The organism is Roseibium sp. QJM3NY_11 (genome assembly GCF_056173175.1).
The window spans coordinates 4,388,859-4,413,857 of record NZ_CM149660.1; the positions used below are offsets into that span (position 1 = coordinate 4,388,859).

Here is a 24,999-nt window from a genome sequence, read left to right on the forward strand (position 1 = left end):
TGCTTTACTATTCATCACGGTTTGACGTTTCTCAATATAGCTTGCACTCGTGTTGAGTGTCAGCTTCTGCGTCTACCCATGTGAACTCGACAGGTCCCATTTCGGTCATTCGTTTTGATCGCAACAAACGAACGCTTCCCGCCCATTTTGCACCTTAAGCTGGGATTCGACGAGTTTCAGTAAGAGAAAGTTCCGAACGGCAGTCAGCTGAAAAATTGGGTGCCAAGTGAAGTTGCGCGAAATGCCAAACGAAGTTGCGCGCTACAACATCAGGCTGCGCATGTTGCACCCCTATCCGGCTTTGACAGGGCTTCAAGCCGCACAGATTCAAAATCAGATTTTCGAAAAGGAAAAACTGGCTGGGGTGGAAGGATTCGAACCTTCGCATGCCGGTACCAAAAACCGGTGCCTTACCGCTTGGCTACACCCCAAGGCCGTGGGAACGCTGTATAACGATGTCGTTTGCGATGCGCAAGCCTTCCCGCGGCTCTTGCCCCTGCCCTCGCGCAGGGTTTTCCCCAGGCGGATTTACACGGCGTTTCAGAACCGGACTGGCGCGCGCCGGCACCTCTTCGGGACGGGGCACGTCATGGCGCGTGGCGCACCAGTCCCCGGGTGTTCGGACGGGGCTCGAGAGGCCCGGCAGGCCCGGAGACTGCAGCGCGCCCGGCCCCCGCGGAAAGCTGTGTTGAAAGGCAGCGCAAATCGGCACATGCGGGCTGCCCGGGCAGGCGCGTCACCTCCAGAACCCGCCTCCCGGTCAGGCCGTCCCCTTGCGGAATTTCGCGGTTTTCAAAAAAAATCAGGGTGCCGGAGCAAAGCCCTTGCGGGAACAGGTCAGCTTTGCTAAATGACGCTCCACGCAGCGCGGGTCCGCCCCGCTGTTCCCGTTGGATCTTGCATCAAGATCCAAACAAGAAGTCGGAGTGTAGCGCAGCCTGGTAGCGCACCTCGTTCGGGACGAGGGGGTCGGAGGTTCGAATCCTCTCACTCCGACCATTCTTTTCAAGGTCCATTCTGGTCACATGGCTTCCGGCAAGCGCGTCGGGCAAAGCTTGCGCCGTGCCCGAAGGTTTCCCCCACAGTTTAGCCGAGACCACCCGGAAACCGGGTCCGGCCGTCACTGGCCTACCAGGCGCCCGTGCGACAGCGCGCGCCCGCAGCACTGCCGCTTTATCCGAGACGGCCCGGCGGTCTCAAATGGTGCCAAACCGGAGCAGACGTCACCCTGCGCTTGCAGCGTCAGCCGTGGGCGATCATGACGTGGCGCACCGCGGTATAGTCTTCCAGGGCATAGTGGGACATGTCCTTGCCGTAGCCGGATTGTTTCAGGCCGCCATGAGGCATCTCGTTGACCAGCATGAAGTGGGTGTTCACCCAGGTGCAGCCGTAGCGCAGGCGCGCGGAGGTCTGCATGGCCCGGGAGACGTCCCGGGTCCACACGGAAGACGCCAGACCGTAATTGCTGTCGTTGGCCCAGTTGACCGCCTCTTCGTCTTCGCTGAAGCGCGTGACGGAGACCACCGGCCCGAAGACTTCCCGGCGCACGATTTCGTCCGACTGGAGCGCTCCGGCGATCACGGTCGGCTGGTAGAAGAAGCCGTTGCCGCCGTGCATCTTGCCTCCGGCCGTCGCTTCCATGTGCGGCTGTTCCAGCGCCCGTTCCACAAAACTGGCGACCCTGTCGCGCTGGCGCAGGGAAATGAGCGGCCCGATCTCGTTTTGCGTGTCGTCTTCCTGAGCAAATCTGATGGAGGACACGGCGGACGACAGCTCGGCGACGAACCTGTCGTAGATCTTTGCGCCTGCATAGATGCGGCAGGCCGCGGTGCAGTCCTGACCGGCGTTGTAATAGCCAAAGGCCTTCAGCCCTTCGACCACGGCTTCCAGATCCGCGTCGTCAAAGACGATGACCGGGGCCTTGCCGCCCAGCTCAAGATGGGTGCGCTTTACCGTCTTGGAGGCGGCCTGCAGGATCTTCTTGCCGGTGGCGACATCCCCGGTGATGGATATCATGTTGACCTTGGGGTGGTTGATCAGCGCATTGCCGACGCTGTCGCCGCGGCCAAGGACGACATTGACAACGCCTTCCGGCAGCTCCTCGGCCAGGATCCCGGCCAGTTTGAGCGCCGTCAGCGGGGTCTGCTCGGAGGGCTTGAAGATCACCGTATTGCCGCCGGCGATGGCGGGCGCCAGCTTCCAGGCCATCATCATCAGCGGATAGTTCCAGGGGGCGATGGAGGCGACGATGCCGATCGGATCCCGCCGGATCATCGAGGTGTGGCCTTCCATGTATTCGCCGGCCGCCGAGGCCGGCACGCAGCGGACCGCGCCCGCGAAGAACCGGTAGCAATCGACGATGGCCGGGATTTCGTCTTCCCTGGCCGCATTGATCGGCTTGCCGCAGTTCAAGGCCTCCAGGGCGGCGAAGCCATCGGCCTCCGCCTCGATCCGGTCGGCGATTTTCAAAAGATAGCCCGCCCGGTCCGCCGGTGTGGTCCTGGACCAGGTTGCGAAGGCCTTGTCGGCGGCGGCAACCGCCCGTTCCACCTGGTCGAGCGAGGCTTCCGGCAGGGACAGGATGGTTTCGCCGGTGCGCGGATTGATGATGGCTTCCTCGGCTTCCGTTCCTGCCTCGAAAGCACCGCCGATGAGCATTTGAGTATCCATTGGGTCGCTCCTGTGTGAACTGTCTGTTCGCGTCGTGTCACTTGCCGTGACCGGCGACCTTGTCGCCGTCGCGGGTGAGGTAATAGGCGCCGAGGATCGGCAGGAAGGTCACGAGAACCACCACCATGGCCACCACGTTGGTGACGGGCCGCTGGCGGGGACGCACCAGCTCTTCCAGCATCCAGATCGGCAGGGTCGCCTGCTGACCGGAGGTGAAGGTGGTGACGATCACCTCGTCGAAGGACAAGGCAAAGGCGAGCATGCCGCCGGCGAGCAGCGCCGTGCCGATGTTCGGCAGGATCACGTGCCGCAGGGTCTGGAAGCTGTTGGCGCCCAGGTCCATGGACGCCTCGATGAGCGAGGCGGAGGTGCGGCGGAACCGGGCCACCGCGTTGTTGTAGACCACCACCACGCAGAAGGTCGCGTGACCGAGAATGATCGTCCACATGGAATAGGGGATGTCCGCGAGATTGAAGGCGGACCGAAGCGCGATGCCGGTGATGATGCCCGGCAGGGCGATCGGCAGGATCACCAGAAGCGAGACAACTTCCCGTCCGAAAAAGCGGGACCTTGCGACAGCCGCCGCGCAGAAGCTGCCCAGCACCATGGCGACAAGCGTGGAGATGGCGGCCACCTGCAGCGACAGTGTCAGTGCCTCCCAGAACGTCCGGCCTTGCCCAGGTCACGGCAAACCACTTCACGGTCAGGCCGGGAGGCGGCCACTGATAGCTCTTTTCTTCCGTGGTGAAGGCGTAGACGAAAATCAGCGCAATCGGCAGATGCAGGAACACGAGCCCGCCGGCAGCCGCGATCTTCAGACCCAGCGGAGCCTTGCCGTTCTTGCTTTTCGCGGTGCGATCAAAGGGCATCGAACGCTCCCAGCCGCTTGGCACCCCAGAGATAGAATCCCATGATCACGATCGGAACCACGGTGAAGGCGGCCGCAAGCGGGATGTTGCCGGCCGTGCCCTGGTGCGCATAGACCGCCTGGCCGATGAAGAGCCGCGAGGATCCGACGATCTGGGGAATGATGTAATCTCCGAGGGTCAGCGAGAAGGTGAAGATGGACCCGGCCACAACGCCCGGCAGTGCAAGCGGCAGCAGCACATGGCGCAGGGTCTGCGACGGTTTTGCGCCCTGATCGGCTGAGGCCTCGAGCAGGCTGGCAGGCACACGCTCCAGGGCGGCCTGAAGCGGCAGGATCATGAAGGGCAGCCAGACATACAGGAACACGAGAAAGGTTCCGATGTAGCTGACCGACAGGGAATTGCCGCCAATGACCGGGATTGCCAGAAAGGCCTCCAGCACGGGCATCAATCCGACCTTGGTGAAAGCCCAGGTCAGAATGCCCTCCTTGGCAAGGATCAGCTTCCAGGCATAGACCTTGACCAGATAGCTGGACCACAGGGGCAGCATGACACCGATGTAGAAGAGGGCTTTCCAGCGCCCTGTTGCATAGCGGGCGGCGAAATAGGCGACCGGAAACGCCATGATCGCGGCCGCGATCGTCACGGCTGCGGCCATCAGCACGGTGCGCGCGATGATGTCCAGATTGACCGGGTGCAGCAGTTCGCCATAGGTCTTCAGGGTCCATTGATACTGAATGAGCCCGGTGAACTCATCGATGGAGAAGAAGCTCTGCGCCAGCAGCGCGAAGAGCGAGCCCAGATAGATCACCCCGAGCCACAGGACCGGCGGGCCCAGGAGGACGGCGAGCAGAACGGACGGCCTGCGCCAGAGCACATCGGAGAAGCGGGCCAACAGGCCCGGCTGCACCGGCAGGATGGCGGAGGCGGTGACGACACTCATGTCCCCTGCCCCATGACATGCAGTGCATCGGGGGCCCAGTCGACGGTGACGGTGTCGCCTTGTTGCGGAACCATGCCGCCGGAGGCGACCAACGCCACCAGGGTCAGGTCCCTGAATGCCAGCCTGACCTTTGTTGCCCCGCCCATGTAGCTGAGCCCGACGACGGTCGCCTCAGGACCCGATCCGCCGTTGAGGCGAATGGCTTCCGGACGCAGGCTGGCCGTCCCTGCCCTGCCGCTCAATTCCCGGACCATATCCGCAGGCAGGACATTGGACGATCCGACGAAATCCGCCACGAAGGGCGTATCCGGGCGCTGGTAGATTGCTTCCGGGGTTCCGACCTGCTGGATCCTGCCCTCATTGAAGACAGCGACGCGGTCCGCCATGGACAGGGCTTCGCCCTGGTCATGGGTCACGAAAATGAAGGTGATGCCGAGGCTCTGCTGGAGGCCTTTCAACTCGTCCTGCATCTGCTCGCGCAGCTTGAGATCCAGCGCGCCAAGCGGCTCGTCGAGAAGCAGGACCTTGGGTTCGTTCACCAGTGCTCGGGCAAGGGCAACGCGCTGACGCTGACCGCCGGACAAGGCGCTGGTCGCGCGGTCGCCGTAGCCCGGCAGGCGGACAAGCTCCAGAGCCTCCTCCGCCTTCGCGCGCCGCTGCTTCCTGCCCATGCCGGCGATCATCAGGCCGTAGGCGACGTTGTCGCGCACGCTCATGTGGGGAAAGAGAGCATAGTCCTGGAAGACGGTGTTCACGTTGCGCCGATAGGGCGGCACCCCCTCGGCGGTCTCGCCGAAGATCTCGATGTGTCCGGAGGTCGGCTGCTCGAACCCGGCGATGAGGCGCAGGCTTGTCGTCTTGCCCGAGCCGGAGGGGCCAAGCATGGCGAAGAACTCGCCCGCCCGGACTTCCAGATCGACCGCATCGACGGCCCGGATGTCGCCGTAGTGGCGGGAAACTGTCTTGAAAAGGACGGCAGATTGCATGTTCACAGGGGTTCCTTCGCCTGCCGACCGGGTCACGGTCTCATGGATGAGCCAGTGACCTGGGCCGGCAGACGGGTCCGTTGAGGTTCCTTCGAAAAGCTGTCCCGGTTTAGCGGCCGCCAATCACGCCGATATAATCGGACACCCAGCGGTAGTAGGGAACACATTGTTCCTGGCTGTCGCACTTGGAGACCGGCGTGGTCCAGAACTTGATCTTGTCAAAGTCGTCCAGTCCGTTCGCGGTGCAGCCCTCCGCGGTCTGCATGCCGCGCCCGTCGGTGCAGGCCGCCGGAACGGACGGGTTGGCCCCGAACCAGACCGAGAGGTCGCTCTGCAGGTTGGACGAGAGTGTGTGCTCCATCCACAGATAGGCGCAGTTCGGGTGTTCGGCGTCCGCGTGCATCATGGTGGTGTCGGCCCAGCCCGTGGCCCCTTCTTGGGGAAGGACGGAGGCGATCGGCAGATCCTCGCCTTTCAGCAGGTTGACCTGAAACGGCCAGGACCCGGAAGCCACAACGCCTTCGTTCTTGAAATCGTCGATCTGGATGAAGGCGTCATGCCAGTAGCGCGAGACCAGCTTGCGCTGCCCGCGCAACAGGTCAAGAGAGGCGTCATACTGTTCCTGATTGAGCTCATACGGGCTCTTGATACCCAATTCCGGCTTGTGGAACATCAGATAATTAGCGGCATCGGCAATGTGGATCGGACCGTCATAGGCCTGAACCCGGCCCTTGTTGCTTTCGCCGTCGGAGAGGGTCATTTCCTCGAAGACGACCTTCCAGGAGGTCGGCGCTTCGGCGAAGGCTTCGGTGTTGTACATCAGGACGTTCGGACCCCACATGTAGGGCGTGCCGTAGTGAACGTCGTCGACCGTATGCCAGGGCGCGCTCTTCAGGCGGTCATCGACATCGCCCCAGCTCGGGATCAGGTCCACATTGACCGGCTGAACGCGCTTGCCGGCGATCAGGCGCAGGGAGGCATCACCCGAAGCCGTCACGAGATCGAAGCCGCCTTCGTTCATGAGGGCAACCATTTCATCGGAGGTGTTCGCGGTCTTGACCTCGACCGAACAGCCGGACTTTTCCTCAAACGACGTGACCCAGTCGAAATTCTTGTCGGTTTCACCGCGCTCGATATAGCCCGGCCAGGCGACGATGGAGACCGTGCCTTCCGGCGCGCCCAATTCCGTCACCATGTCTGCGGCCTGCACGCTTGCGGCCTGGGATGCCACAATCGTTGCTATCGAACAGCAACTCAGAAATTTCTTCATCATCAAAGGTTCCCCTCTTCAAGGATCACGTGTGCGGAAGGCGCTTTTTCTGGTTTTTATGCCGGCAAGAGTGCTCCGCCGCCTTCGCAATCGCAATTTCAAAAATCAGAAAGGTGCCATCGGTATTTCCGATATCAAAATACCGACTGTATCCGTAACCGGCCTGGACTGAGAGTGCAGGCCGGGAAGCCTCTGTCAGCGGTTGCGCAGCATCCGTTGAGCCTTGGCCAGTTCGATGAAGTTGGCCGTGGTCGGATTGGGGGTGGATCCCCGCCGCCAGACGATGCCGACCTGAACCACGGGCAGGCTGCCGCTCACGTCGCGGGATTCAATCCGGTCCCCTTCCAGGGACCAGGGCCGGTAGACAAGATCCGGCAGAATGGCAATGCCCGCGCCGGTCGCGACAAGGGATCGGACCGCCTCGACCGAGCGTGTGCGGAAGGCGACGGGAGGCCGCGAGCCCAGCGCGCCCAGAAGCTTGCCGGTCGCCTCCTCGATCTCATCGACCGTCAGCATGATCAGCGGCTCGCCCATCAGATCGGGCAGCGAGACGCTGTCCGGCGTTTCCAGCCGGTGGCCGATCGGCAGCCAGAGACGATAGGGCGACACTTCCAGGATTTCCGATTGCAGGGCCATGGTGTCGCGCAAGTTGGAGACCACCATGACGGCAACGTCCAGCTCACCGCCGATCAGCAGGTGTTCCAGATATTCGCCGGTGTCCTCGAGGGCGCTCACCTCCACGCCGGGATAGGCCCGGCGGAAGCGCGACAGGATATCCGACAGGACATAGCCGGCGACCAGTGACGTCACGCCGAGTTGCAATCGTCCCGGCGACGCGTCCGGCGGCTCCACAAAGGCCCGTCTCGCGTTGGATACGCTGGCCATGATGGATGTGGCATGGCGCAGAAACTGGTGTCCCTTGTGGGTGATCGTCAGCCCCCGGGAATGCCGCTCGAACAGGGCCACGCCGAGATCGCTTTCCAGTTCCTTGATCGCCTCGGTGACCGAGGACTGGGAAATGTTCAGGGACTTGGCCGCCCGGGAAATCGAACTGCGCTCGGCAGCCGCGACAAAATACTGAAGTTGTCGGATCGTGAAGGACATTCCGGACCAATCATGTGGTGAGTGAGGAAACCTAACCATCCACCTTTGCAGGCGCCAGTTCTATCTGACCGGCACCTGTTCAACGTCGCAGGGCTTTCGCGCGACCAGGAGCGAGGCTTGCGAAGGCTGTTTCACGTCACATCGAGCGCTTCCTAGGGCCAAGGAAAAGTCGCAGTTGTGGTGCGCGCGCACGGTTGGCGCAATCACGCAGCGGCATAGGCGGGAACAGCCTTTCCGCATTGGCTGGCCGTATCGGCAACACCTCCGCGCGCATCACAAATCTCAAGAAGCCTCAGCAAACTCGCAATACTTAATGCTCATTTTATAATATTCACAATTTTTTCATGCTTTTCACTGCGTTGCACCAAGAAAAACTGCGCGCAGTAACGTTTTAATAACATTTCTGTATTGGCCGCTCCGCACAATATCGGCGCCTAAAGACTGGCGGTCACGCCGATATGCCGCGATTGAAAACACCGGCAGCACGCTCCGCCGCTCTTTGCAACGCACGCCTGATGACAAAGAGAGAGAGACCATGAAACTGCCTGACCCAGAAGCTCGCCGGAATTCGGCCCGCATGCGGCGCATCAAGGCCGCAAATCAATCCACGGCGTTGCCCTTCGATACGCATCCCTGCAATGGTGAAGACGTCCCGTATATTTTCAATTTCAGAAAGGGTCTGAAGCACGACAAGAACGGTCTCGTCGATCCTGATGACTATAAAAAGTTTCGCGACGGTCTGCTCGAACACGATCCCATGGCTTTTGCCAATGCGCCACTTGTCACCATGTACGCCGAAGACGATCTGGATGGCGGGCATGTTCCAAAACCGCCTGCAACGGACGCCTGCGGAAACCCGATGAACTTCGACAAATTGTTCCGTCAGTGGGAGAGCCCGACCGGCGGATTTACTTATGTTCTGCAAGGACCCGACGCGTTCGCTATTGCCACCCCGCGCGCACCGGATGCGCAGTCGGCGGAGTTGGTCGCGGAAATGGCGGAAGTCTATCAGATGGCGCTCGACCGGGACCTTCCTGTCGCGGCGTATATGGACAAATCCCTGATCGATGAACTGACTGCTTCGATGACCGCGGCCGCACGCAAACGGATCAACGACGACCATGCCAAGGTGCAAGGCTCAGCGGATCTTCTTTCACGGTTTCGCTGGTTCAAGGGGCACGCGGCACCGAATGACGAGAAGCTCCAGGAACGCCGGAGGCGGCGGCGCTTTGGCACGACCCAGGAGCCCAAGAACCTCTATCGGGGCGAAGGTGAAGATCCCTGGCCGACCCCTTTCCTGTCGCAGTTCATGGTGATGGGGACCGGTGGTTCCTGTCCTGGAGACGCGCGCACCGAGCCGCGCAAGTCCGGGCAGATCGTCTACGGAACCCAGCGTATCGATCAGGCGGTGCGGATCGCGACGCCGGGGCGCGATTACATGACGGCCTGGAAGGATTGGCGCAACGTTCAAAACGCCCTTGACGCGCGCGGCGTATTGCGGGCGCTTGCGGCAAAGGCCAAAGCAGACGGGCAAAGCGTCCAGGATCAGCAAAAGGTCAGCGAGGATTTGCTCAGCGCAACGGGCGCGGCCCAGTATCGCCCGCTCACCCGGCTGCGCGACCTGGCAACCTATGTCCATGACGACCAGCTGTATCAGGCCTATCTGAACGCCACGCTGATCATGCTGGCCGAAGGCTACGCGTACGATCCGGGCATCCCCTTCCATGGCAACACGGCCAATGGTGCGGGCGGATCCGGCGGCAACCGCGAGCCTTTCGCAGTGTTTGGCGGCCCGCACCTGCTGACGCTGGTGACCGAGGTATCAAGCCGGGCACTGCGGGCCGTACGCGCTTCGAAATTCCAGGTGCATCGCCGCTTGCGGCCGGAGGCTCTGGGAGCGCTGTTCCATACCGTTTTGTCCGGCTACAAACCCTCGGGCGAGACCGAGACCGATGGCAACGGCAATCAAGTTCCGGTTGAAATTCCGCACGGACACAAAGCCCGCAACACACTTGGGGGAACTGTCGCGCGTTATCTGTTTCCCAATGGCATGGGGACAGAGCCCGCGCTTTCGGATCTTCTCACAAACGTCCGTAAGCACAACAAGGAGATCAACAAGGATCTCCAGAGCCCTGGAAACGCGCCGAGTTGGCTCTTGCCGATGGCCTTTCCGGAAGGGTCCCCAATGCATCCCGCTTATGGCGCCGGGCATGCCACAGTGGCCGGGGCATGCGTGACGCTGCTCAAGGCATTCTTTGCGATGCGCGACAAGGATGACCCGGCAACGCCGACCTATGTGGTGCTGCCGGGAGGAGATGCGATTGTTCCCGATCCGGGGGTCAGCATGGATGATGTGACCATCGACCTGCGCACGCTCAAGATCGAACAGGGCCTCACCCTTGAGGGCGAGTTGAACAAACTGTGCTGGAACATCTCCAACGGACGCAACATCGCCGGGGTCCATTACTACACCGACTACATCGAGTCGGCGCTCCTGGGCGAGGCGATCACGCTCGGCATCCTGCGCGAGCAAATGAACTGCTATCACCGAGACGAAAACGTCTCGATGACGGTGCCGCTCCTTACCAGGCGGACGCTGCCCTCGACGCTCTTGACCAAAGGCAAAGGCGTGCAGGAAGGCGACGAGGTCACCGCGGTGAAAATCGATCGCGACGGCGTGCTGCACGGCGTGACCCTTGCACCGCGTATGGCCCCCTGACGAGCCCGACCCGGCCGGGAGGTTCCCATCCCGGCCGGGCACCTTGAACCGCACAACTTGACGGAGACGTAGAATGCTCATCGGACACGGCACGTTCACGCCCGGACAGGGCCATGAACTTGAGGGCACCTTCACCCTGACGCAACGCCCGGACGGGGTCCTCATGAAAGCCAGCATGGATTTCTTTTTCGATGGCTCGCCAGGGCCGGGCTGGGCTTTGTCCATGGGTGTTCCGAGCGACAGGGACGACCCGCTCACGCAGCAATTTGCGGCTGAGACGGACTTCTTGCGCCTGGCGCGCAATCAATCAATTCGTGGCCCCCATTCGGGATTGATCCGTCCGCCCATCGACATCGACGCGTTCGATACACTTTTCTTATGGTGCTACTCGATCCCGTTCATTCTGGGCGTCGGCAAGATCACAAGGACGGATCGATGACAGCGCTTGTTTTCGAACGCGCGGCCTTGGCCAGCCGGCTCACGTTGGTGTGCGCCGCAGTCACTCACAGGCTGTCAGCAACGACCTGATGGATCGTGCCCCAGCGCAATTCGGGCCAGGCACCAAACCCTGATCGGAACCAGAGAACAACGCTAAACCCGGTGACGGAGGCAGTGTGCAAGACGGCCGATGGACCGAACCATCGGTGATTTCTCGGGGCTCACCACAATCGGAATGAAACAGAGCGCCCCACACGAGACTCATTGGAGGCTCCCAAGCTCTCGAAGGTGATAGCGAGCCAAAACAACAGGTGAACACAAGGAGACACTTTATGTCTGACACAGATATGGTACCAGCAAGATTTGTTCCGAAAAAAGCGCTGAACCGCGGTATTTTCGTTGTCATTGCAATGGGAGCGCTCGTTGTATGGGGCGCGAATTCAAAAGTCATCGAGATGAATTCCGAAGAAATTCCAGCCAATCTCATGACGGTCCTTGGCACGGCCGCGGCCTTGGCAATGCTGTTGGAACGCGCTGTCGAAGTTTTGTTGTCGGTGATCTGCGGGCCGCAGGAGATTGCCAACAAGACAAGGGAAACGGCCTTCAGAGCCGCTCAGTCCGCCAAGCTGGCCCACGAGCGGGCGATCCTGGAGTCACTGGCAACCCAGGATGAACGGATTGCCTTTCTGTCCAATGACGGCGTTTCCAGCAATGTGACCAAACCGGATGCATTCAGCCCCGACGCAATTCGTGCCAGTTCAGAGGACGTCGCGCAGCTCAAGATCACCAAACAGTATTTGTCCACCTTGATCCTGACCATTCTCGGCGGCGCTCTGTCAGCCGGCGGGTTCCGCATTCTGGAGCAAGTTTTTGGCACCAGGGCGGATCCCCTCTCCTTCGAACTGACGGTGTTGGACATTGTTGTGTCAACCCTTGTTCTGGGCGGAGGTGCACAAGGTATTCACGATCTCATTTCCAGGCTGAATCCTTCGGATCAATGAGCCTGGTGCACCGCGCGTGTCCTGTAGCGCCGGCCCGATCCTGCCGGACCGGAAGCAGAATCCGGGGCGCTGCACGACCGGTGACCCAGCGGATGTCGCCGCGGCAAAGCATAGCTTTCCGGTTTGCCCAGGCCCTCATGGGCATTCAGAAGGCGGGCGTAGAAATCGTCCGGATGGTCGAGATGCCAGGCGTTGGCGCCGGGCATGTGGTGGGTGGTTTCAAAAAAACTAGCCATCCGCATCTGCAAGTGCCAGCGCTATATTGAGGAATGGCATTTGCGGGCCTGGGCCTGGCTGTTCGGGCCGCCGGGAGCGGAGGTCCGAATTCTTTCGTCCCGGCCGTTTTTCCGTTGTCCGTCACACGGGTCTCACCATGCTTTCGGCGCGGACGGGGCCGAAATCCGAACTCAAATCCGGGATCACTTGGACTTGATCAGGCGGCCCTTCAACAGCCGGGTGATGCTGTCGAGTTGCAGGGAGCGGCGGACCACCCGTGGCGTGATCATGACCAGCAATTCGGTCCGGTCGAGTACGTCGTCCGTCTGCTTGAAGAGGTTGCCGACGACCGGCACCTTGGAGATGACCGGCACACCGCTGGTGACCTTTTCCGAGCGGCTCTGAATCAGGCCGCCGAGCAGAACCGTCTTGCCGGACTGGACGACGATGTCCGAGTTGATGGTGCGCTGGGAGATCACCGGGGTCAGGTCTTCTCCCGCACCGGTCTGTTGCGCGGAACTGACCTCCTGCTGCACATTGAGCAAAACGGAATTGTCGGCGCGGATATTCGGCGTGACCTGAAGGATGATGCCGACATCCCGGACCTCAATCTCGTTCGTGGTCGTGGTGGTTCCGGTTTCAGAAGCGTTTGTCGACTGCACCAGGTAGGGGATCTGGTCGCCGACGGACAGCCGTGCGGCGCGCCCGTCGAGAACCGTCAGATACGGCGACGATATGATTTCGAGGTCGGTGACCGTTTGCAGGGCCTCCAGAACGATGGTCGTGGTGATATCGCCGGTATCGATTTCGAATCCCGCGACGCCACCGGCCCTGCCGCTGTCGCCGGGTTCAGGCAACCGGGACGAGCGCACAAACACACCGTCGCCGCGCAGAAACGCCTGCACGCCGTAACTCAGGTCGTCGTTCAATTCGACTTCCACGATCGTCGCCTCGATCACCACCTGGGCCAGCGGCACATCCAGTGCCTTGACCACCTCCCGGATACGCTTGAACTGCTTGAAGGTCGCATAGACCAGCAGCGCGTTGTTGCGGTTGTCCGGAACGATCGAGATGCCCTGATCCGTCTGCCTGTTTGTCGTGACCTTGCCGGCATTGCGGGCGGACAGCTGGCGCTCCAGCTCGAAACGGGCCGCCACAGGCGATGCCTGACCGGATCCGTTGGACGTCCGGATGGTTGGCGGAGCCGTGACGGAGTCGCCGCCTTCGACGCCGCCGACCTGCGTTGCCCCATCGGCTCCAGGGGCTTCCCCGTCCCGGTTGCCTGCGGTTTCAGAGCCATCCGGCGATCGCGTATTCGGCCCTCCCGCCGCGAAGATCGCATTCAGCTGTTCGGAGATCTCGATTGCCGGAATATGGCTCAGTTGCAGGATGCGCAGCGAGGGCGTGTCCCGGTTGTCCTTGTCGAGACCACGCACCAGGGTGCGGGCATTTCGCATGATCCTCTGATTGTTGGCGACGATGAGCAATGCCTGCTGGTCCTCAAGCGGAATGATCAGCGGGATTTCACGCGCCGAACTGCCCGATGTGCTGAAGTAGGCGTTCATCGACGCCGCGACCTTTTCCGGCGGGCTTTCCCGCAGCGGCAGGACGGCGACAAGATCATTGCCATTGCTGTTGTCGATCAGCGCGCGGACCAGGGCCATGACCGCCTTCTCGTCGGACGGGCTGACGCGCAAGACCAGCGAATTGCTCGAGGGCACGGGGGTGACGGTCGCACCCGCAGGCAGGATCTGCGCGACCACCGCCGCGATCTCCTCCGCGCTGCCCTGCTTCAGGGAAACCACCTTGCTCTCATACTCGCCGGCGACGCCGACAGCGGCATTCGCCTCAAGAACAGCGATCGTCTCGGCGGTGCCGATCTGGTAGACGCCGTTGACAATCTTCATGACGTATCCGTGACGCGCCAGGATATCGCGGACGATCGAGGGCACGAGTGCCCGCGGAACGGGGGTTTCGGTCTTGAAGGTGGCCCGGCCCTCGACATTTTCGGACATGAAGTAATTGGCCGACAGCAGGCCGCCGAGCAATTGTTTGACGACATATTCCAGCGGATCGTTGTCGAAGGATATGGTGACGCTCTCGTTCGGATCTCCGGGCACGCCGCCGGCGCGCCTGACGTCAACGAGATTCTGATTGGCTTCCCTCACCGAAAACGAGATATTCGTCGGTTCATTCTCGATAACGCCGACAAAGCCGATCGCCGCGTTCGCCGAGGGACCGCGGTTCACGGACGCCGTGTTGATTCCGCCCCTGCCGACATGCGGACCATCGGTTGCCAGAAACGGTTGTGTCGCCAGGTCGAAATCGCTGTCGGGGGACGCTGTGCACGAGGCCAGAACAGAAAAGACAAATCCACCAAGCAGCCGTTTCAGATTGCCAACACCACCTTTCCTGTGAGCCACATTCATTTTTATCTGTCCATTCCGCATATCTTACTCTGGTCGCGCTCCGGAAACGCCGTGCACGTGACGAACGCCTTATCTTGAACGAAATTCACTATAAAAGGCAGTTAGTTACTCATTTTCCATGCGAGATTTTCTGAGTAAATAATTGGCGTAAGCCCCCGGTCCCGCTGCAGCAGGGCCCCCAGGGCACCGACACTGGCCAGCTTGCTCTCCACGTTGGGTGAGCTGCCTTCCCGAACCTTGGTCCCGTCCCGCATTTGAATGAAACGCCCCCGCTCGCGGAGCATCACACCTGCAACCTCCATCGTCTCCGCCTGAAAGTCGCGCACCAGGAACCGGATGAACAGAGGATTGCGCTCGGCCTCATCGAGGTAGAGGGACATCTTGTCGAAAGGCACGCCCTGCTTCAGGGCCATCTGTTGCGCGCATCGGCGCGTCCGGTCCGGGTTGAGCGCGGCCTCAAGCAACAGATACTGGTTCGCCTGATCGAAATCGACCAGGGACATATCCTTCGTCAAACTCAGGTAGTCCAGCCAGAACAGCACGATCGGAACTTCGGAAATCTTCATCAGGGAGCCGTCCCAGCAGCGTTCCTGACTGGAAATAGGATTGAGGACGAGCGGCAGATACCGGGCGCGGCCAGACGACAGAATCCGATCCTTCGACTTTCCCGCCTTCAACCTTGCCGGTTCAGTTTCGTCGCGCGCAGCAGGGTTGTCCGGCAACGCGGCCTCTATGGGCGGGACAAGTTCATCCGGCTGCCCCCCCGAACCGGGCAGATCTGCTTCGCGGCCGGGCAAGTTGTCCTGGCCGGGCAAGTCTTTTTGGCGAGGCATGTTTTCCTGACCAGGGAGGGCGACATCGTCTCGCAAGTCAAATCCGATTGGCAGGCTGTCCGCGATACTGCCGCCATTGGCGAGCGCGCGATCCCATTTTTCCAGAACCCGATCGACCGTTTCATCTTGCGGACCCGTCACAGGCGCAGGGCCGGCCTCTGAATTGCCGGAGGGATCCGTATCGTCTGAGCGGGAGGTTCTTTCCTGATCGGATTTCGCATCAAGCAGCCTGCGAATGCCGCTGGAGAGATCCACGTGCGCCGTTGCCAAATCGAGCTTCGCGTTCTGCCTGCTGTCGGCAATCGATCTGGTGTCGGACGGGGTTCCGGAGCGCGGCCCCGAGGGCCTGTCGTCCGGCACCGAATTGGTGATCAAGCCGTCGTCGATGCCCTGAAAGATGTCAGAGGCGCCAAATGATCCCTGCTTCACACGGGCCAGGTCCAGCACGGCGGTCTGATCCGGCGCGTCCTGTTCTCCTGGCAGCCGTGTCCGGCCCACCAGCTCCGGCGACCCGAGCTGCGCCAGATTGGGCTGTGCGATCACCTGCCCCTGTTCGTTGACAAGCTGCACATAGGAAGTGAGCGAAATATGATCGGCATATCGGCGGGCATAGGCCTGGAGGAAACCGACCCAGGCATCCAGCTTGTCGGTGACCACCACGCCGCTGGCTTCAATCCGCTGATCGACCAGACGAAACAGAACCGTGTTGTTGATGCCGGAACGTGCGGCCAGCTTCATGACTTCGTCATAAAAGGAACTGGCCGTGTGCACGCTTGAATTCAGGACGGAAATTCCGGAAATCTCGTCGCGGACATAGGTGAAAAACCGGTCGGCATCGTCATCGGAAAGGATTTCGCCCGCAAAGGAGGCAACCCCCTTGTCCGACAGTTCGTATTGAACCTCAACATCGAAGCTCTCGATGGCGGCGTCGATCTGCGTTCTGATGGAGGACAGGACCCACAGTCGGAGATTGACCGGAATGCCGGTCTCGGCGACCGCGTTGTGCAGGGCCCGCCGCTCGACCGGCTTCTTGACATAACCGGTGGCAAATATGGCGTCGTCCACCTCCTGGCGCAAATCGATCGACTTGCCGAACGGGTGCTGGTCCAGCGCCGCACGCACGATGTCCAGACTGTCGGACTGCCTTGCGTCGGCCAGTCCTTTCTCGGCCATGACCGTATTGAGCGTGAGCCAGAAGATCGCCGCCACCAGAACCACCAGGCTTGCAGCGGCCGCGCCATATTTCATCCAGTCGCCCCTGCCGGAACTGTCCGCCGCCGTCTCGTGTCTTTTACCCGGCCTGGTCTTGTCCGGGTTGCGTGGCGCGGCCATGGACCGGTCGAGCGATGCGGTCAGGTCGGCCCAGTTGGCGTCCGCCGAGCCGATGGCAAAACTGCTGGAGCCGATGGTGATCACTTCCAGGGCGGCCAATTCCCGCCATTCGTCGTCACCGGCATCGATGACGACGCCGGCCTGGTTGACAACACTGCCGGCTCCGCCGGCGACGAGAATCATCTGGTCCTCGACCCGAATCCTGGCATGCCCGCTTTTCAAGCAGACATCGACGAACTGGAGATCGTCGTCCTGGCCGGAGCCGAGCGTGTACTCCCCCTCGACCAATGCGACCTCAACCCCGGACTGGGTCCCGGAAAGGGCCTTCAGGATCAAAGGGCCGTTGTTTTTCCCACGTGACTTCATGGCATTAGGACCCGTCGCCGTACAAGAAACTGAAAACACGCCATGTCCCGGCACATCCGGGAAGGAACCGAAAGATCGAAGCAGGGCAATCCGGAACTGCCCTGCCTGCGCTCATTCCCGAGCGCCTTGCGATTTTCGATGCGCCCTGACAGGGCGTACCGAAAGCCGCTTCTGGCCTTCCTAATCAGGCGACGTTCCGGGTGATCGTCTTCAGGGAGTCCGCGACGCTCTTGAGCATGTTGGTACGCAGGTTGGTGACCGCGGACCAGGAGTTCATCGCCATCTGCATGGAGAACATCTTTTCCGTATCGGACAGGTTGGCGTTCTGTTCGATATTGCGGATGTCTTCCTCGATGGCCGAGATCTGGTTCTGCAGTTCGGTCTGACGGAAGACCAGATCGAAACCGTCACGAGTGGCGTCGAACCGTCTCGGATTTCCACCGCCCGGCAAGGTATCGGTTGTGGGTTTCTTAAATTCGTACCCTGTGTAGCCTAGGGCTCTTGAAACATCGTTTGCCATTTTTTTACCTTCCTGCAGCCTGTCTTCGAATTATTGTTCGCCGCCGGTCTTGTTGACCGGAAAGCGAATGAGGACGTCATAAGCAGCCGCAAGGCCCGCACTGGCGCGTTCCGCCTTTTCGTACTCCGCGGGTGCCAGTCCGGAGGCTTTCAACTCGGCCAATGCCGTGGCTTTCGCCGCCAGTCTCGCCGCGATGTCCTTTTTCAATTCAGGGCCATTTTCGCCGGCCAGTTGTTCTTCAAGGTCTGTCATGCCGAAATCGAAACCTGTCTCCATCCGGGCTGGATCGTGAAGGCCGTTCATTGTGTATCTCCCCCTCTGATCGCAACATTCTCCAGTTCATCGGGATCGAGCAAAATAACCTTGCGATCCTGAACGAGGATCAGCCCCTCCCGCTCCCATCTCTTCAGGACACGGTTGACGTTGCCGCGCGTGCCGCGTGCCATCGCCCCGAGATCGCTCTGCGTGACCATCGACCCCAGATAGGGACAGGATTTGCCGTTCAGGTCGATCGTCTGCCCGAGGCTGTTCACCAGCCTGAGCAGGGACATGGCAAGCCGGGCCGAGAGATTGCTGAGGTAGAGGCTCTTGGTGACGTCGATATAGGTGCGGTAGCGATCCACGATCAGGGAACTCAGGGCTTCCCGCAATTCGGAGCTGAAAGGGACGTTGGAGTGAAACACGCCGGCGCTGACAGCGAGAACGCTGACCGACCCGATCGCGGAAGCTGTATCGGTGTAGACCGAGCGGTCGAAGACACCGAGTTCGCCGAAACTCTGCCCCGGCGGCACGATCGCATAGAGGATCGCGGTGCCATCCTCCATGATGTAGGACAGCCGGACATAACCTGACAGGACTATGTAGAACTTGTCGGCCTTGTCTTCCTGAAAATAAACAATCCCGTTCTTGGAATAAACATTCCGAGCCGAATATTTTAGAATCGCTTCCTTGATCTTCGGGGAGAGCTCAGAATTTTCAGGTAACCAGTGTATCATTATCGAACGCCGCTACTCAACCTGGGAACTAACGTAAAAACCAAACCGACAATCAAGGTTGGCATGCGGGATTTCACGGCTTGTCCGCCTTGCTCAGCTCCTGATAGGAAGCTTCCCTCTTGATTTCATTGAGGACGGCATCGAACTCATATTGCTGCGCACTGGCAGGGTCCTTGAATTCCAGAAAGGCCTTTTGATTGAGGTAATTTTCAAAAGTGCCCGCATCCAGACGCGCACCGCCGCCGTTTTTGTCCTGAACGTTGCCCTGCGCCCCGTCCGCCCTAGAAGGGGTTTCCGGCTGCCCACCGATCTGCGTCGAATTGCCCTCGTATTTGGTAATCCCGTTCATGAGATCGAACTTCCCGCCCTTAACTTCTTGTTAACAGTTCTACCACAGAGCCGACTTAACAGTGTGATAAATAGTACTCATTTTGGGCGTATTTCCATAAATCTTATTGATATTTAGCGCATAAAGGACATTGATACACGTTCGGCAAAAAGCCGATTTACCGATATTTTTCAACAAGTTATAAAATTATCACCCCAAACAGTCAGAACCGGCGCTCCGTCCACCAGACAATCAACCCGCTCACACCGCACAAAACGAAGACCGCGGCGATTTCCAGCCCGGTGGCGAGCCGGTCCAGCAGTCCGCGGCCTCGGCTGACGGCACCGCTGGCGGAAGCCTCATGGCCCGCTGAGGCAGTGCTCCCTGCAGGCGCGGAGCCGGCGCCAAGGAGCCTTGCCAGCGAGGACCTGAACTGCGGGTACGTCGGTTGCACATGCATGAGCCGGCGGAGCCCGACGGACCAGTCGAGGCGTCCGTCCGTCCCTTTTTGCATCAGGGCCACCGGCACGTTGATGAATACGGCATTCCGGGTTTCCTCTGTTCCCGCCCGCAAGATCACATTGAGCAACTGGTTGGAAAACACGTAGACGATGGTTTCTGCCCCCCTTGCCCGAGCGTCCGACAGGACAGCGTTCAAACGGGCCTGCGGGACCGCGTCCCGCCGCACCACGGTGACGGGCGTCTCCACGCCCGTCACCGCCGAGGAGGTCGAGATCTCCAGCCTGTCGGGAAAGACGTCAATCAACGTGAACGCACCCGCGCGCCCACCTGTGCGGGCATGGAGCGCCTCGACCATTTGCCCGGAAGACAGCGGCGGGGACGTCAGGAGGTTGAAGGCATCCTCGATTTCCGGCCCGACTTGCGGGGCGTCCGGATCCGGCAAGACCGCCGTCTGTCCGATCACCTGCACAAGCATATAGAGGAACAATGCGACCGCGAGCGTGCTTGCCGCGATATCGGACAGAATGACGGCCATCCCGCGCTGCATGGTCAGGATCCATCGCTTGAGGCAAGAACGGTCTCCTGCACACAGGAGGCCGGTCGCGCATCATTCGCAAGGTAACCGCACGAGCTGTCGAGAAATATCCTCGAGATCGCAGGAACGCCCAGACGGTTCAGGACCGTCTCGACCAGAAAGGCGCTTTCCTGCCCCCGTTCCGTGACGATCAGGACCGGAACCGCATTGTCCCGGCGAAGCTTCGCGATCCGCGCCTGCAAACCGGCGTCATCGAGAATGTCATCCACGTGGATCGCATCCTCCCGCCCGGCGGACCCGGGCAGGACCAGCCGGTCGGGCAATGCCAGGAAAACATGCGCGTCCCGGCCGGCGACAGTCAGCTTGCCGGCACGTGTCAGCGCCTCGATGGTCTGCTCCTGGACGAGATTGCGCGTGTGGGCGAAGTCGGTCAGCGGAATAACCATCAGCACCGCCAGCAATACAACCGCCACGAGGCCGATCATCACATCCGCGCTTGAATCGAAGGAGCTCACGACATCGCCGCCGTCTTCGTCAAAGGATGTCATCGGCCAACTCCTGCCTACGCAGAACCGCTTCCGCCTCGCGTTTTTCGACATAACTCAGTCCGAGCGTGGCCACCAGGCTGGTCACCAGACCCAGCATGGTCGTTTCGAAGGCCAGCGAAATGCCGGACAAGCTGGCAGCAAGTTCGGAAGACAGATCCGAGGCGGTCGTTCTGTCCCCCAGAAACAGCCCGGGCAGTCCGCCCAGGGCATCCATGATCCCCAGAACCGTGCCGAGGAACCCCAGGAGGGGCAGCGTTCCGATCAGTATCTTGATGAACCTGCGTCTCGGCCCCCCATGGGGATTGGGTGCATGAAGACCGACTGCCGCGTGGATCGTGTAGGCGATGGCGATGAAGAAGAAGATGAAGATCAGATAGTGGATCGCGGAGCCGCCGAAGACCGCTCGGGCAGTCCCCGTCAAGGCTTCGCCGTGGGCGGGTCCATAGACTGTTCTGAGCCCCGCGAAGAAGGCAAGTGTCATGGCCAGGCCAAAGGCGATATAGGCAGCGATGCCGGTCCTGCCAACATGCCCTTCCCGGAGCGCCTGGAGGCCGTCGAGCTGCACGAAGACGATGCCGGAAAAGAGGCAGACGAAAATTTGCGGCCAGAGGGTGGTCGACAGAACCGCAGCTCTCAAGCCGCCGTCCGCCAATGCATCGGGCCAGATCAGCGGGTACAGAACGCAATAGCCGATGAAGAGGAAATTGAATGTCGCCAGAACGGCCCCGACCTGGTTTCCGGGACCGGTTTTCTGATGCCACAGGAACAGGGCCAGAACGCAATAGAGCACCGCCGCAATCGGAAACAGCACGACAACGAAGGCGGCCCCGGCCGGCAGGCCGAAGACCAATGCGTGAATAAGAAGCGCGGCAACCACGCACAGACAGTAGATCACGAGTTTCATGGCGGTCCGGACATTGGCAATCTCTATCGAGCGCTTGCGAGCTTCTGCTGCTGGGCGCCCATCAGCTTGATCCGCTCAAGCGGCTGGATGTTCACGTCCGGGGCCAGCTCCTGGAAGGACAGGACCGGAAGATCGGGAAAGTCGCGTTCGACGATCTTGCGCATGAAACGCCTGATATCCATGGGAGCCACCATCACCGGTGTCATCGCATGCTGGCTCAGGTCCCCGAGCGCGCTTTTCATTGCCGCAATCAGCTGGCGGTGCACATCGGGCGACAAGGCGAGGTAGGAGGCGCCACTGGTCTGCCGGACGGCTCCGCGCACCTCGTCCTCGACCTCCTTCGACAGCAGATAGGCCGGAATGACACTCTGGCCGCCGGAGAATTTGAAGGTGATGTAGCGGCTCAGGGCGCTGCGGACGTGTTCGGTCAGAATGATGGGATCCTTTTCCCTCTGCCCCCATTCCACCAGCGACTGCAGGATCGTCCGCATGTCGCGAATGGAAATCTCCTCGCTCACGAGCCGCTGCAGGATGTCCGCGATGGTGGTGACGGGCAGCGCCCGCGTCACTTCGCGCACCAGTTCGCCAAAATTGGCTTCCATCTGGCCCATCAGATACATCGTTTCCTGAATGCCGATGAACTCGGACGCGTGGTTCTTCAGGACGTGGGCCAGGTGGAAGGTCAGCATGGAGGACAGGGTCATGATCTGGATACCCGCCCGCTGGGCCGTCGCCAGATGCTTCATGGCCACCCAGTAGCTCGGCGTGTTGGGCAGGAAATCTTCTCCGACCTCGAACGGGATGCCGAACATGTTGAGATTGGGCTCGGTTTCCCGGGCAATGAAATAACCGGGCCGCGCCAGTCCCGCGGCCACCGGAATCTCATTGACCATGATCCGGTACTCGCCCTCCTTGAGATTGTCGTTCAGCCTGAGGTTGATGCCCGGAAAGGGAACGCCCAGGTCGAAATAAAGGGCCCTGCGCACCCTTGCGACCTCATTGTCCAGCTTTTCCGGCCGGATCGCTCCGCGCACGGTCGAGGCGATGTCGACGATGAGCGGCACCGTGAGCGCGAAAGTGACCGGCTCCACTTTCTCAAACGTGCCGGAATCACCGTCAACGGCGGGAAAGGACGGCGCAGCGCCGTTCGCTTCGATCGCCGATGCAAAACTCGGCATGACATTGGAGGTTTCGGCGGTGGCTGCGCGCTTGCGGTTGCGCATGATGAAATAACCGCCGCCACCGCACAAAATGGCCAGCGGAACAAAGACCGCTGGCGGGAAACCCGGAACCGCGGCGAAACCCAGCAGAATACCCGACGCGATCATCAGGGCTTTCGGCTCGTTCACGAGCTGGTGCGCGATGTCGCTGCCCAGATCGGCATTTTCGTCGGAAGAAACACGGGTAACGATGAAGCCCGCGGTGATGGAGATGAACAGGGCCGGGATCTGGGAGACGAGGCCGTCACCGATCGTCAGGATCGCATAGATGTCCAGGGCCTCGCCGGTCTCCATTCCCCGCTGGCCGGTTCCGATCAGCACCCCGCCGATGATGTTGACCGCGATGATGATCAGGCCGGCGATCGCATCGCCCTTGACGAATTTCATGGCGCCGTCCATCGCGCCGTACAACTGGCTTTCCTTTTCCAGCTTGCCCCGTCGGCGCTTGGCCTCGTCCATTTCGATCATGCCGGCCCGCATGTCGGAATCGATCGACATCTGCTTGCCGGGCATCGCATCGAGCGAGAAACGCGCGGACACTTCCGCCACACGTTCCGAGCCCTTCGTGATGACCATGAAATTGACGATCGTCAGGATCAGGAAGATCACCGCGCCGACGACCAGATTGCCGGACACCACGAAATTGCCGAATGTCTCGACAATCTGCCCCGCATCCGCCTGCAGCAGGATCAGACGGGTCGTCGTGATCGACAAGGCCAGGCGGAACAGGGTCGTCAGCAGAAGAATGGACGGAAATGCCGAGAACTGAACGACTTCGGAGAGATACACGGCGACCATCAGCAGGATAGCGGACAGGCACAAGTTCACACCGATCAGCGTGTCTACAACAATGGTAGGCAGCGGCAGGATCATCATGAAGACGATGCAGATCAACAGGAACGCCAGGATGACGTCGTTGCGTTTCGACATCAGGTGCAAAATGCGGGTCATTACGATTGGCCAGCCGTCGATTTGAATATCGCTAGAGTGCGCTGAACAAACGCTGAATCTTCATTCACCGGTGTACTAAATGAGACAGTCCCCCTCCTTATTCTTTCGTAAGTGTGAACGATGAGAGGGGCCGCTTGTCGCGTCCCGGAACATGAACAGCCCTGAGGCGGACAGCACGCCGCCGGGCATTTGGATCCGTAATGGCAGCGATCGACGACATAATCACCTCGCAGGACTTGCAGCTTCTTGCGGATATCGGCTTCATCGCCGGATCACGGGGCATGAACGATCACGCGAACGCCATTTTCGAGGCGATCCGGGCACTGCGTCCCGAACAGGAAGCCGGCTTTCTTGGCGGCGCGATGATCCGCATTCTGGCGGGCGACCCCGGCGCGGCCATCAAGGAGCTGGAAAAGGCTCCCACAACCGTCGCCACCAGGACTTTTCTGGGAATTGCCCTCGTTCAGCAAGGGAACGTGCCCCGGGGCCGGGAAGTGCTTGAAGCCGTCGTCTCCACCGCGCCCGATACCCCGTTTGCGCAACTCGCGGAGACCACTCTGACAGACATTCAGGCGTAGAGAGGGACGGTCAAACCTTCAGCCGCCTGCGGACCGATCCCGGGAAAGCCCGGTGAAAGGTCCGGCCCGCAATCCGGGCATTCACTCAGGAACGACATTCAAGAGATGCTCCGGCTCGGCCGGTCGTAACAACAAGGCGTTCAGCAGATGGCAGCGGTCAGCAGTTTTCTAACCAGCACGACAAGCCTGGCGCAGTTCTCGCCGGACACACAAACCGGCGTCTCCTCCGTCCAGGAGGTGAACTTTCCGGGGTCGAAACCCGGCGCGTCGGTAGACAAGTTTCAAGGCGCCTTGCAGCGCGCCCAGGACCCGATGGCCGTTTCGCCTCACAACTCTCCGGCCGTCATCGCCGCCCCTTCGTCCACGGCAGGCAGCCCGTTTTCCATCCAGCCGAACTGGCAGCATATCAATCAGGCCCAGGCGCCCTCGGAGGCCGTCAAGACGTATGGCCAGATGGATGCGGATGCCCTGGCTGTCGAGAAGAACCGCGCATTGCGGGGCCTGGATCTCGAAAAATCCGTTCAGGGGACAGAGGCGGCAAGTTCCGTGCATGACAGCCGCGGCGACACGATCCTGGACGGTCTGAGCCGCCTGCGCAGCACTTTCGATGACCAGACGGCCCGCTTGGGGAACATCTCCTCGCAGTCCATGAGCGGCACGGAAATGCTGATCGCGACCCAGGTCGAAGTCGTCAAATACTCCTTGCTGATGGATGTCACCTCCAAGCTGACGGGCAAGTCGACGCAGACTTTCGACACCCTGATGAAGGGCCAGTAGCCGCACGA

The 24,999-nt window shown here is 60.7% G+C and carries 21 protein-coding genes, 2 tRNA genes and 1 pseudogene; 6 read left to right on the plus strand and 18 right to left on the minus strand.

Annotation, left to right across the window (positions count from 1 at the left end; translation table 11 throughout):
• Positions 1-356: 356 nt before the first annotated feature.
• Positions 357-431 (minus strand) — tRNA-Gln (locus AC0VX3_RS20165).
• A gap of 491 nt (positions 432-922) precedes the next feature.
• On the opposite strand from AC0VX3_RS20165, the gene AC0VX3_RS20170 reads away from it, so the two are divergent.
• A tRNA-Pro gene (locus AC0VX3_RS20170) sits at positions 923-999 on the plus strand.
• A 243-nt stretch (positions 1,000-1,242) separates the two neighbouring features.
• Here the strand turns inward: AC0VX3_RS20170 and AC0VX3_RS20175 are convergent.
• The 6 genes and pseudogenes from AC0VX3_RS20175 to AC0VX3_RS20200 all read right to left on the minus strand — a co-directional run bounded on the left by AC0VX3_RS20175 (position 1,243) and on the right by AC0VX3_RS20200 (position 7,839).
• Entirely contained in the window at positions 1,243-2,670 is a 1,428-nt protein-coding gene (locus tag AC0VX3_RS20175; protein ID WP_475522019.1) for a gamma-aminobutyraldehyde dehydrogenase, read from the minus strand.
• A 37-nt stretch (positions 2,671-2,707) separates the two neighbouring features.
• Positions 2,708-3,539: pseudogene (locus AC0VX3_RS20180) on the minus strand (ABC transporter permease).
• On the minus strand, positions 3,529-4,479 hold the full coding sequence (locus AC0VX3_RS20185; protein ID WP_342894681.1) for an ABC transporter permease: 951 nt from the start codon (positions 4,477-4,479) through the stop codon (positions 3,529-3,531). Before AC0VX3_RS20185 ends, AC0VX3_RS20180 begins: the two are co-directional and overlap by 11 nt.
• Positions 4,476-5,465 carry an ABC transporter ATP-binding protein gene (locus tag AC0VX3_RS20190; protein WP_475522020.1) on the minus strand — a complete coding sequence of 330 codons (990 nt, stop codon included), beginning with the start codon at positions 5,463-5,465 and terminating at the stop codon, positions 4,476-4,478. Before AC0VX3_RS20190 ends, AC0VX3_RS20185 begins: the two co-directional genes overlap by 4 nt.
• Before the next feature lie 109 nt (positions 5,466-5,574).
• Positions 5,575-6,735, minus strand: a complete 1,161-nt coding sequence (locus tag AC0VX3_RS20195; protein ID WP_475525214.1) for an ABC transporter substrate-binding protein — start codon at positions 6,733-6,735, stop codon at positions 5,575-5,577.
• A 195-nt stretch (positions 6,736-6,930) separates the two neighbouring features.
• Complete coding sequence (locus tag AC0VX3_RS20200; protein WP_342894679.1) at positions 6,931-7,839, minus strand: LysR family transcriptional regulator; 909 nt, start codon at positions 7,837-7,839, stop codon at positions 6,931-6,933.
• A 577-nt stretch (positions 7,840-8,416) separates the two neighbouring features.
• Between AC0VX3_RS20200 and AC0VX3_RS20205 the strand changes: the two genes are divergently transcribed.
• The 3 genes from AC0VX3_RS20205 to AC0VX3_RS20215 all read left to right on the plus strand — a co-directional run bounded on the left by AC0VX3_RS20205 (position 8,417) and on the right by AC0VX3_RS20215 (position 11,997).
• Positions 8,417-10,558: a phosphatase PAP2 family protein gene (locus AC0VX3_RS20205; RefSeq protein ID WP_475522021.1), complete on the plus strand. Its 2,142-nt coding sequence runs from the start codon at positions 8,417-8,419 to the stop codon at positions 10,556-10,558.
• A 73-nt stretch (positions 10,559-10,631) separates the two neighbouring features.
• Positions 10,632-10,997: a hypothetical protein gene (locus tag AC0VX3_RS20210; RefSeq protein WP_475522022.1), complete on the plus strand. Its 366-nt coding sequence runs from the start codon at positions 10,632-10,634 to the stop codon at positions 10,995-10,997.
• A gap of 331 nt (positions 10,998-11,328) precedes the next feature.
• A complete protein-coding gene (locus AC0VX3_RS20215; RefSeq protein WP_475522023.1) occupies positions 11,329-11,997 on the plus strand; it encodes a hypothetical protein in 669 nt (222 codons plus the stop codon).
• Here the strand turns inward: AC0VX3_RS20215 and AC0VX3_RS20220 are convergent.
• The 11 genes from AC0VX3_RS20220 to sctV form a co-directional block, all read right to left on the minus strand.
• A complete protein-coding gene (locus AC0VX3_RS20220) occupies positions 11,991-12,233 on the minus strand; it encodes a DUF2783 domain-containing protein (protein ID WP_475522024.1) in 243 nt (80 codons plus the stop codon). The genes AC0VX3_RS20215 and AC0VX3_RS20220 overlap by 7 nt on opposite strands.
• A 183-nt stretch (positions 12,234-12,416) precedes the next feature.
• Positions 12,417-14,642 (minus strand): secretin N-terminal domain-containing protein, encoded by a 2,226-nt coding sequence (locus AC0VX3_RS20225; protein ID WP_475522025.1) that lies wholly within the window; start codon positions 14,640-14,642, stop codon positions 12,417-12,419.
• Positions 14,643-14,743: 101 nt separating this feature from the next.
• The gene (locus AC0VX3_RS20230) at positions 14,744-17,173 is read right to left on the minus strand and encodes a hypothetical protein (protein ID WP_475522026.1); all 2,430 of its coding nucleotides are present in this window, start codon (positions 17,171-17,173) and stop codon (positions 14,744-14,746) included.
• Positions 17,174-17,357: 184 nt separating this feature from the next.
• On the minus strand, positions 17,358-17,693 hold the full coding sequence (locus AC0VX3_RS20235) for an EscF/YscF/HrpA family type III secretion system needle major subunit (protein WP_475522027.1): 336 nt from the start codon (positions 17,691-17,693) through the stop codon (positions 17,358-17,360).
• A 30-nt stretch (positions 17,694-17,723) separates the two neighbouring features.
• Entirely contained in the window at positions 17,724-17,996 is a 273-nt protein-coding gene (locus AC0VX3_RS20240) for a hypothetical protein (RefSeq protein ID WP_475522028.1), read from the minus strand.
• Positions 17,993-18,688 carry a Crp/Fnr family transcriptional regulator gene (locus tag AC0VX3_RS20245; protein ID WP_475522029.1) on the minus strand — a complete coding sequence of 232 codons (696 nt, stop codon included), beginning with the start codon at positions 18,686-18,688 and terminating at the stop codon, positions 17,993-17,995. The genes AC0VX3_RS20240 and AC0VX3_RS20245 overlap by 4 nt, the downstream gene beginning before the upstream one ends.
• A gap of 73 nt (positions 18,689-18,761) precedes the next feature.
• Positions 18,762-19,037, minus strand: coding sequence for a hypothetical protein (locus AC0VX3_RS20250; RefSeq protein ID WP_475522030.1), 276 nt, complete (start codon positions 19,035-19,037; stop codon positions 18,762-18,764).
• A 202-nt stretch (positions 19,038-19,239) separates the two neighbouring features.
• Positions 19,240-20,025 carry a hypothetical protein gene (locus AC0VX3_RS20255; RefSeq protein ID WP_475522031.1) on the minus strand — a complete coding sequence of 262 codons (786 nt, stop codon included), beginning with the start codon at positions 20,023-20,025 and terminating at the stop codon, positions 19,240-19,242.
• A gap of 2 nt (positions 20,026-20,027) precedes the next feature.
• Positions 20,028-20,561: a hypothetical protein gene (locus tag AC0VX3_RS20260; RefSeq protein ID WP_475522032.1), complete on the minus strand. Its 534-nt coding sequence runs from the start codon at positions 20,559-20,561 to the stop codon at positions 20,028-20,030.
• A complete protein-coding gene (locus AC0VX3_RS20265; protein ID WP_475522033.1) occupies positions 20,548-21,465 on the minus strand; it encodes a MotA/TolQ/ExbB proton channel family protein in 918 nt (305 codons plus the stop codon). The genes AC0VX3_RS20260 and AC0VX3_RS20265 overlap by 14 nt, the downstream gene beginning before the upstream one ends.
• Positions 21,466-21,488: 23 nt before the next feature.
• Positions 21,489-23,636, minus strand: a complete 2,148-nt coding sequence (gene sctV / locus AC0VX3_RS20270; RefSeq protein ID WP_475522034.1) for a type III secretion system export apparatus subunit SctV — start codon at positions 23,634-23,636, stop codon at positions 21,489-21,491.
• Between the two features lie 200 nt (positions 23,637-23,836).
• Between sctV and AC0VX3_RS20275 the strand changes: the two genes are divergently transcribed.
• Positions 23,837-24,214: a tetratricopeptide repeat protein gene (locus AC0VX3_RS20275; RefSeq protein ID WP_475522035.1), complete on the plus strand. Its 378-nt coding sequence runs from the start codon at positions 23,837-23,839 to the stop codon at positions 24,212-24,214.
• A gap of 147 nt (positions 24,215-24,361) precedes the next feature.
• The gene (locus AC0VX3_RS20280) at positions 24,362-24,991 is read left to right on the plus strand and encodes a hypothetical protein (RefSeq protein WP_475522036.1); all 630 of its coding nucleotides are present in this window, start codon (positions 24,362-24,364) and stop codon (positions 24,989-24,991) included.
• Positions 24,992-24,999 lie beyond the last annotated feature (8 nt).

What these genes read in the sequence shown, in the direction of transcription:
- AC0VX3_RS20175 (WP_475522019.1), bottom strand. Translation starts at nt 2,670, where the DNA reads ATGGATACTCAAATGCTCATCGGCGGTGCTTTCGAGGCAGGAACGGAA.
- AC0VX3_RS20185 (WP_342894681.1), bottom strand. Translation starts at nt 4,479, where the DNA reads ATGAGTGTCGTCACCGCCTCCGCCATCCTGCCGGTGCAGCCGGGCCTG.
- AC0VX3_RS20190 (WP_475522020.1), bottom strand. Translation starts at nt 5,465, where the DNA reads ATGCAATCTGCCGTCCTTTTCAAGACAGTTTCCCGCCACTACGGCGAC.
- AC0VX3_RS20195 (WP_475525214.1), bottom strand. Translation starts at nt 6,735, where the DNA reads ATGAAGAAATTTCTGAGTTGCTGTTCGATAGCAACGATTGTGGCATCC.
- AC0VX3_RS20200 (WP_342894679.1), bottom strand. Translation starts at nt 7,839, where the DNA reads ATGTCCTTCACGATCCGACAACTTCAGTATTTTGTCGCGGCTGCCGAG.
- AC0VX3_RS20205 (WP_475522021.1), top strand. Translation starts at nt 8,417, where the DNA reads ATGCGGCGCATCAAGGCCGCAAATCAATCCACGGCGTTGCCCTTCGAT.
- AC0VX3_RS20210 (WP_475522022.1), top strand. Translation starts at nt 10,632, where the DNA reads ATGCTCATCGGACACGGCACGTTCACGCCCGGACAGGGCCATGAACTT.
- AC0VX3_RS20215 (WP_475522023.1), top strand. Translation starts at nt 11,329, where the DNA reads ATGTCTGACACAGATATGGTACCAGCAAGATTTGTTCCGAAAAAAGCG.
- AC0VX3_RS20220 (WP_475522024.1), bottom strand. Translation starts at nt 12,233, where the DNA reads ATGGCTAGTTTTTTTGAAACCACCCACCACATGCCCGGCGCCAACGCC.
- AC0VX3_RS20225 (WP_475522025.1), bottom strand. Translation starts at nt 14,642, where the DNA reads ATGAATGTGGCTCACAGGAAAGGTGGTGTTGGCAATCTGAAACGGCTG.
- AC0VX3_RS20230 (WP_475522026.1), bottom strand. Translation starts at nt 17,173, where the DNA reads ATGAAGTCACGTGGGAAAAACAACGGCCCTTTGATCCTGAAGGCCCTT.
- AC0VX3_RS20235 (WP_475522027.1), bottom strand. Translation starts at nt 17,693, where the DNA reads ATGGCAAACGATGTTTCAAGAGCCCTAGGCTACACAGGGTACGAATTT.
- AC0VX3_RS20240 (WP_475522028.1), bottom strand. Translation starts at nt 17,996, where the DNA reads ATGAACGGCCTTCACGATCCAGCCCGGATGGAGACAGGTTTCGATTTC.
- AC0VX3_RS20245 (WP_475522029.1), bottom strand. Translation starts at nt 18,688, where the DNA reads ATGATACACTGGTTACCTGAAAATTCTGAGCTCTCCCCGAAGATCAAG.
- AC0VX3_RS20250 (WP_475522030.1), bottom strand. Translation starts at nt 19,037, where the DNA reads ATGAACGGGATTACCAAATACGAGGGCAATTCGACGCAGATCGGTGGG.
- AC0VX3_RS20255 (WP_475522031.1), bottom strand. Translation starts at nt 20,025, where the DNA reads ATGCAGCGCGGGATGGCCGTCATTCTGTCCGATATCGCGGCAAGCACG.
- AC0VX3_RS20260 (WP_475522032.1), bottom strand. Translation starts at nt 20,561, where the DNA reads ATGACATCCTTTGACGAAGACGGCGGCGATGTCGTGAGCTCCTTCGAT.
- AC0VX3_RS20265 (WP_475522033.1), bottom strand. Translation starts at nt 21,465, where the DNA reads ATGAAACTCGTGATCTACTGTCTGTGCGTGGTTGCCGCGCTTCTTATT.
- sctV (WP_475522034.1), bottom strand. Translation starts at nt 23,636, where the DNA reads ATGACCCGCATTTTGCACCTGATGTCGAAACGCAACGACGTCATCCTG.
- AC0VX3_RS20275 (WP_475522035.1), top strand. Translation starts at nt 23,837, where the DNA reads ATGGCAGCGATCGACGACATAATCACCTCGCAGGACTTGCAGCTTCTT.
- AC0VX3_RS20280 (WP_475522036.1), top strand. Translation starts at nt 24,362, where the DNA reads ATGGCAGCGGTCAGCAGTTTTCTAACCAGCACGACAAGCCTGGCGCAG.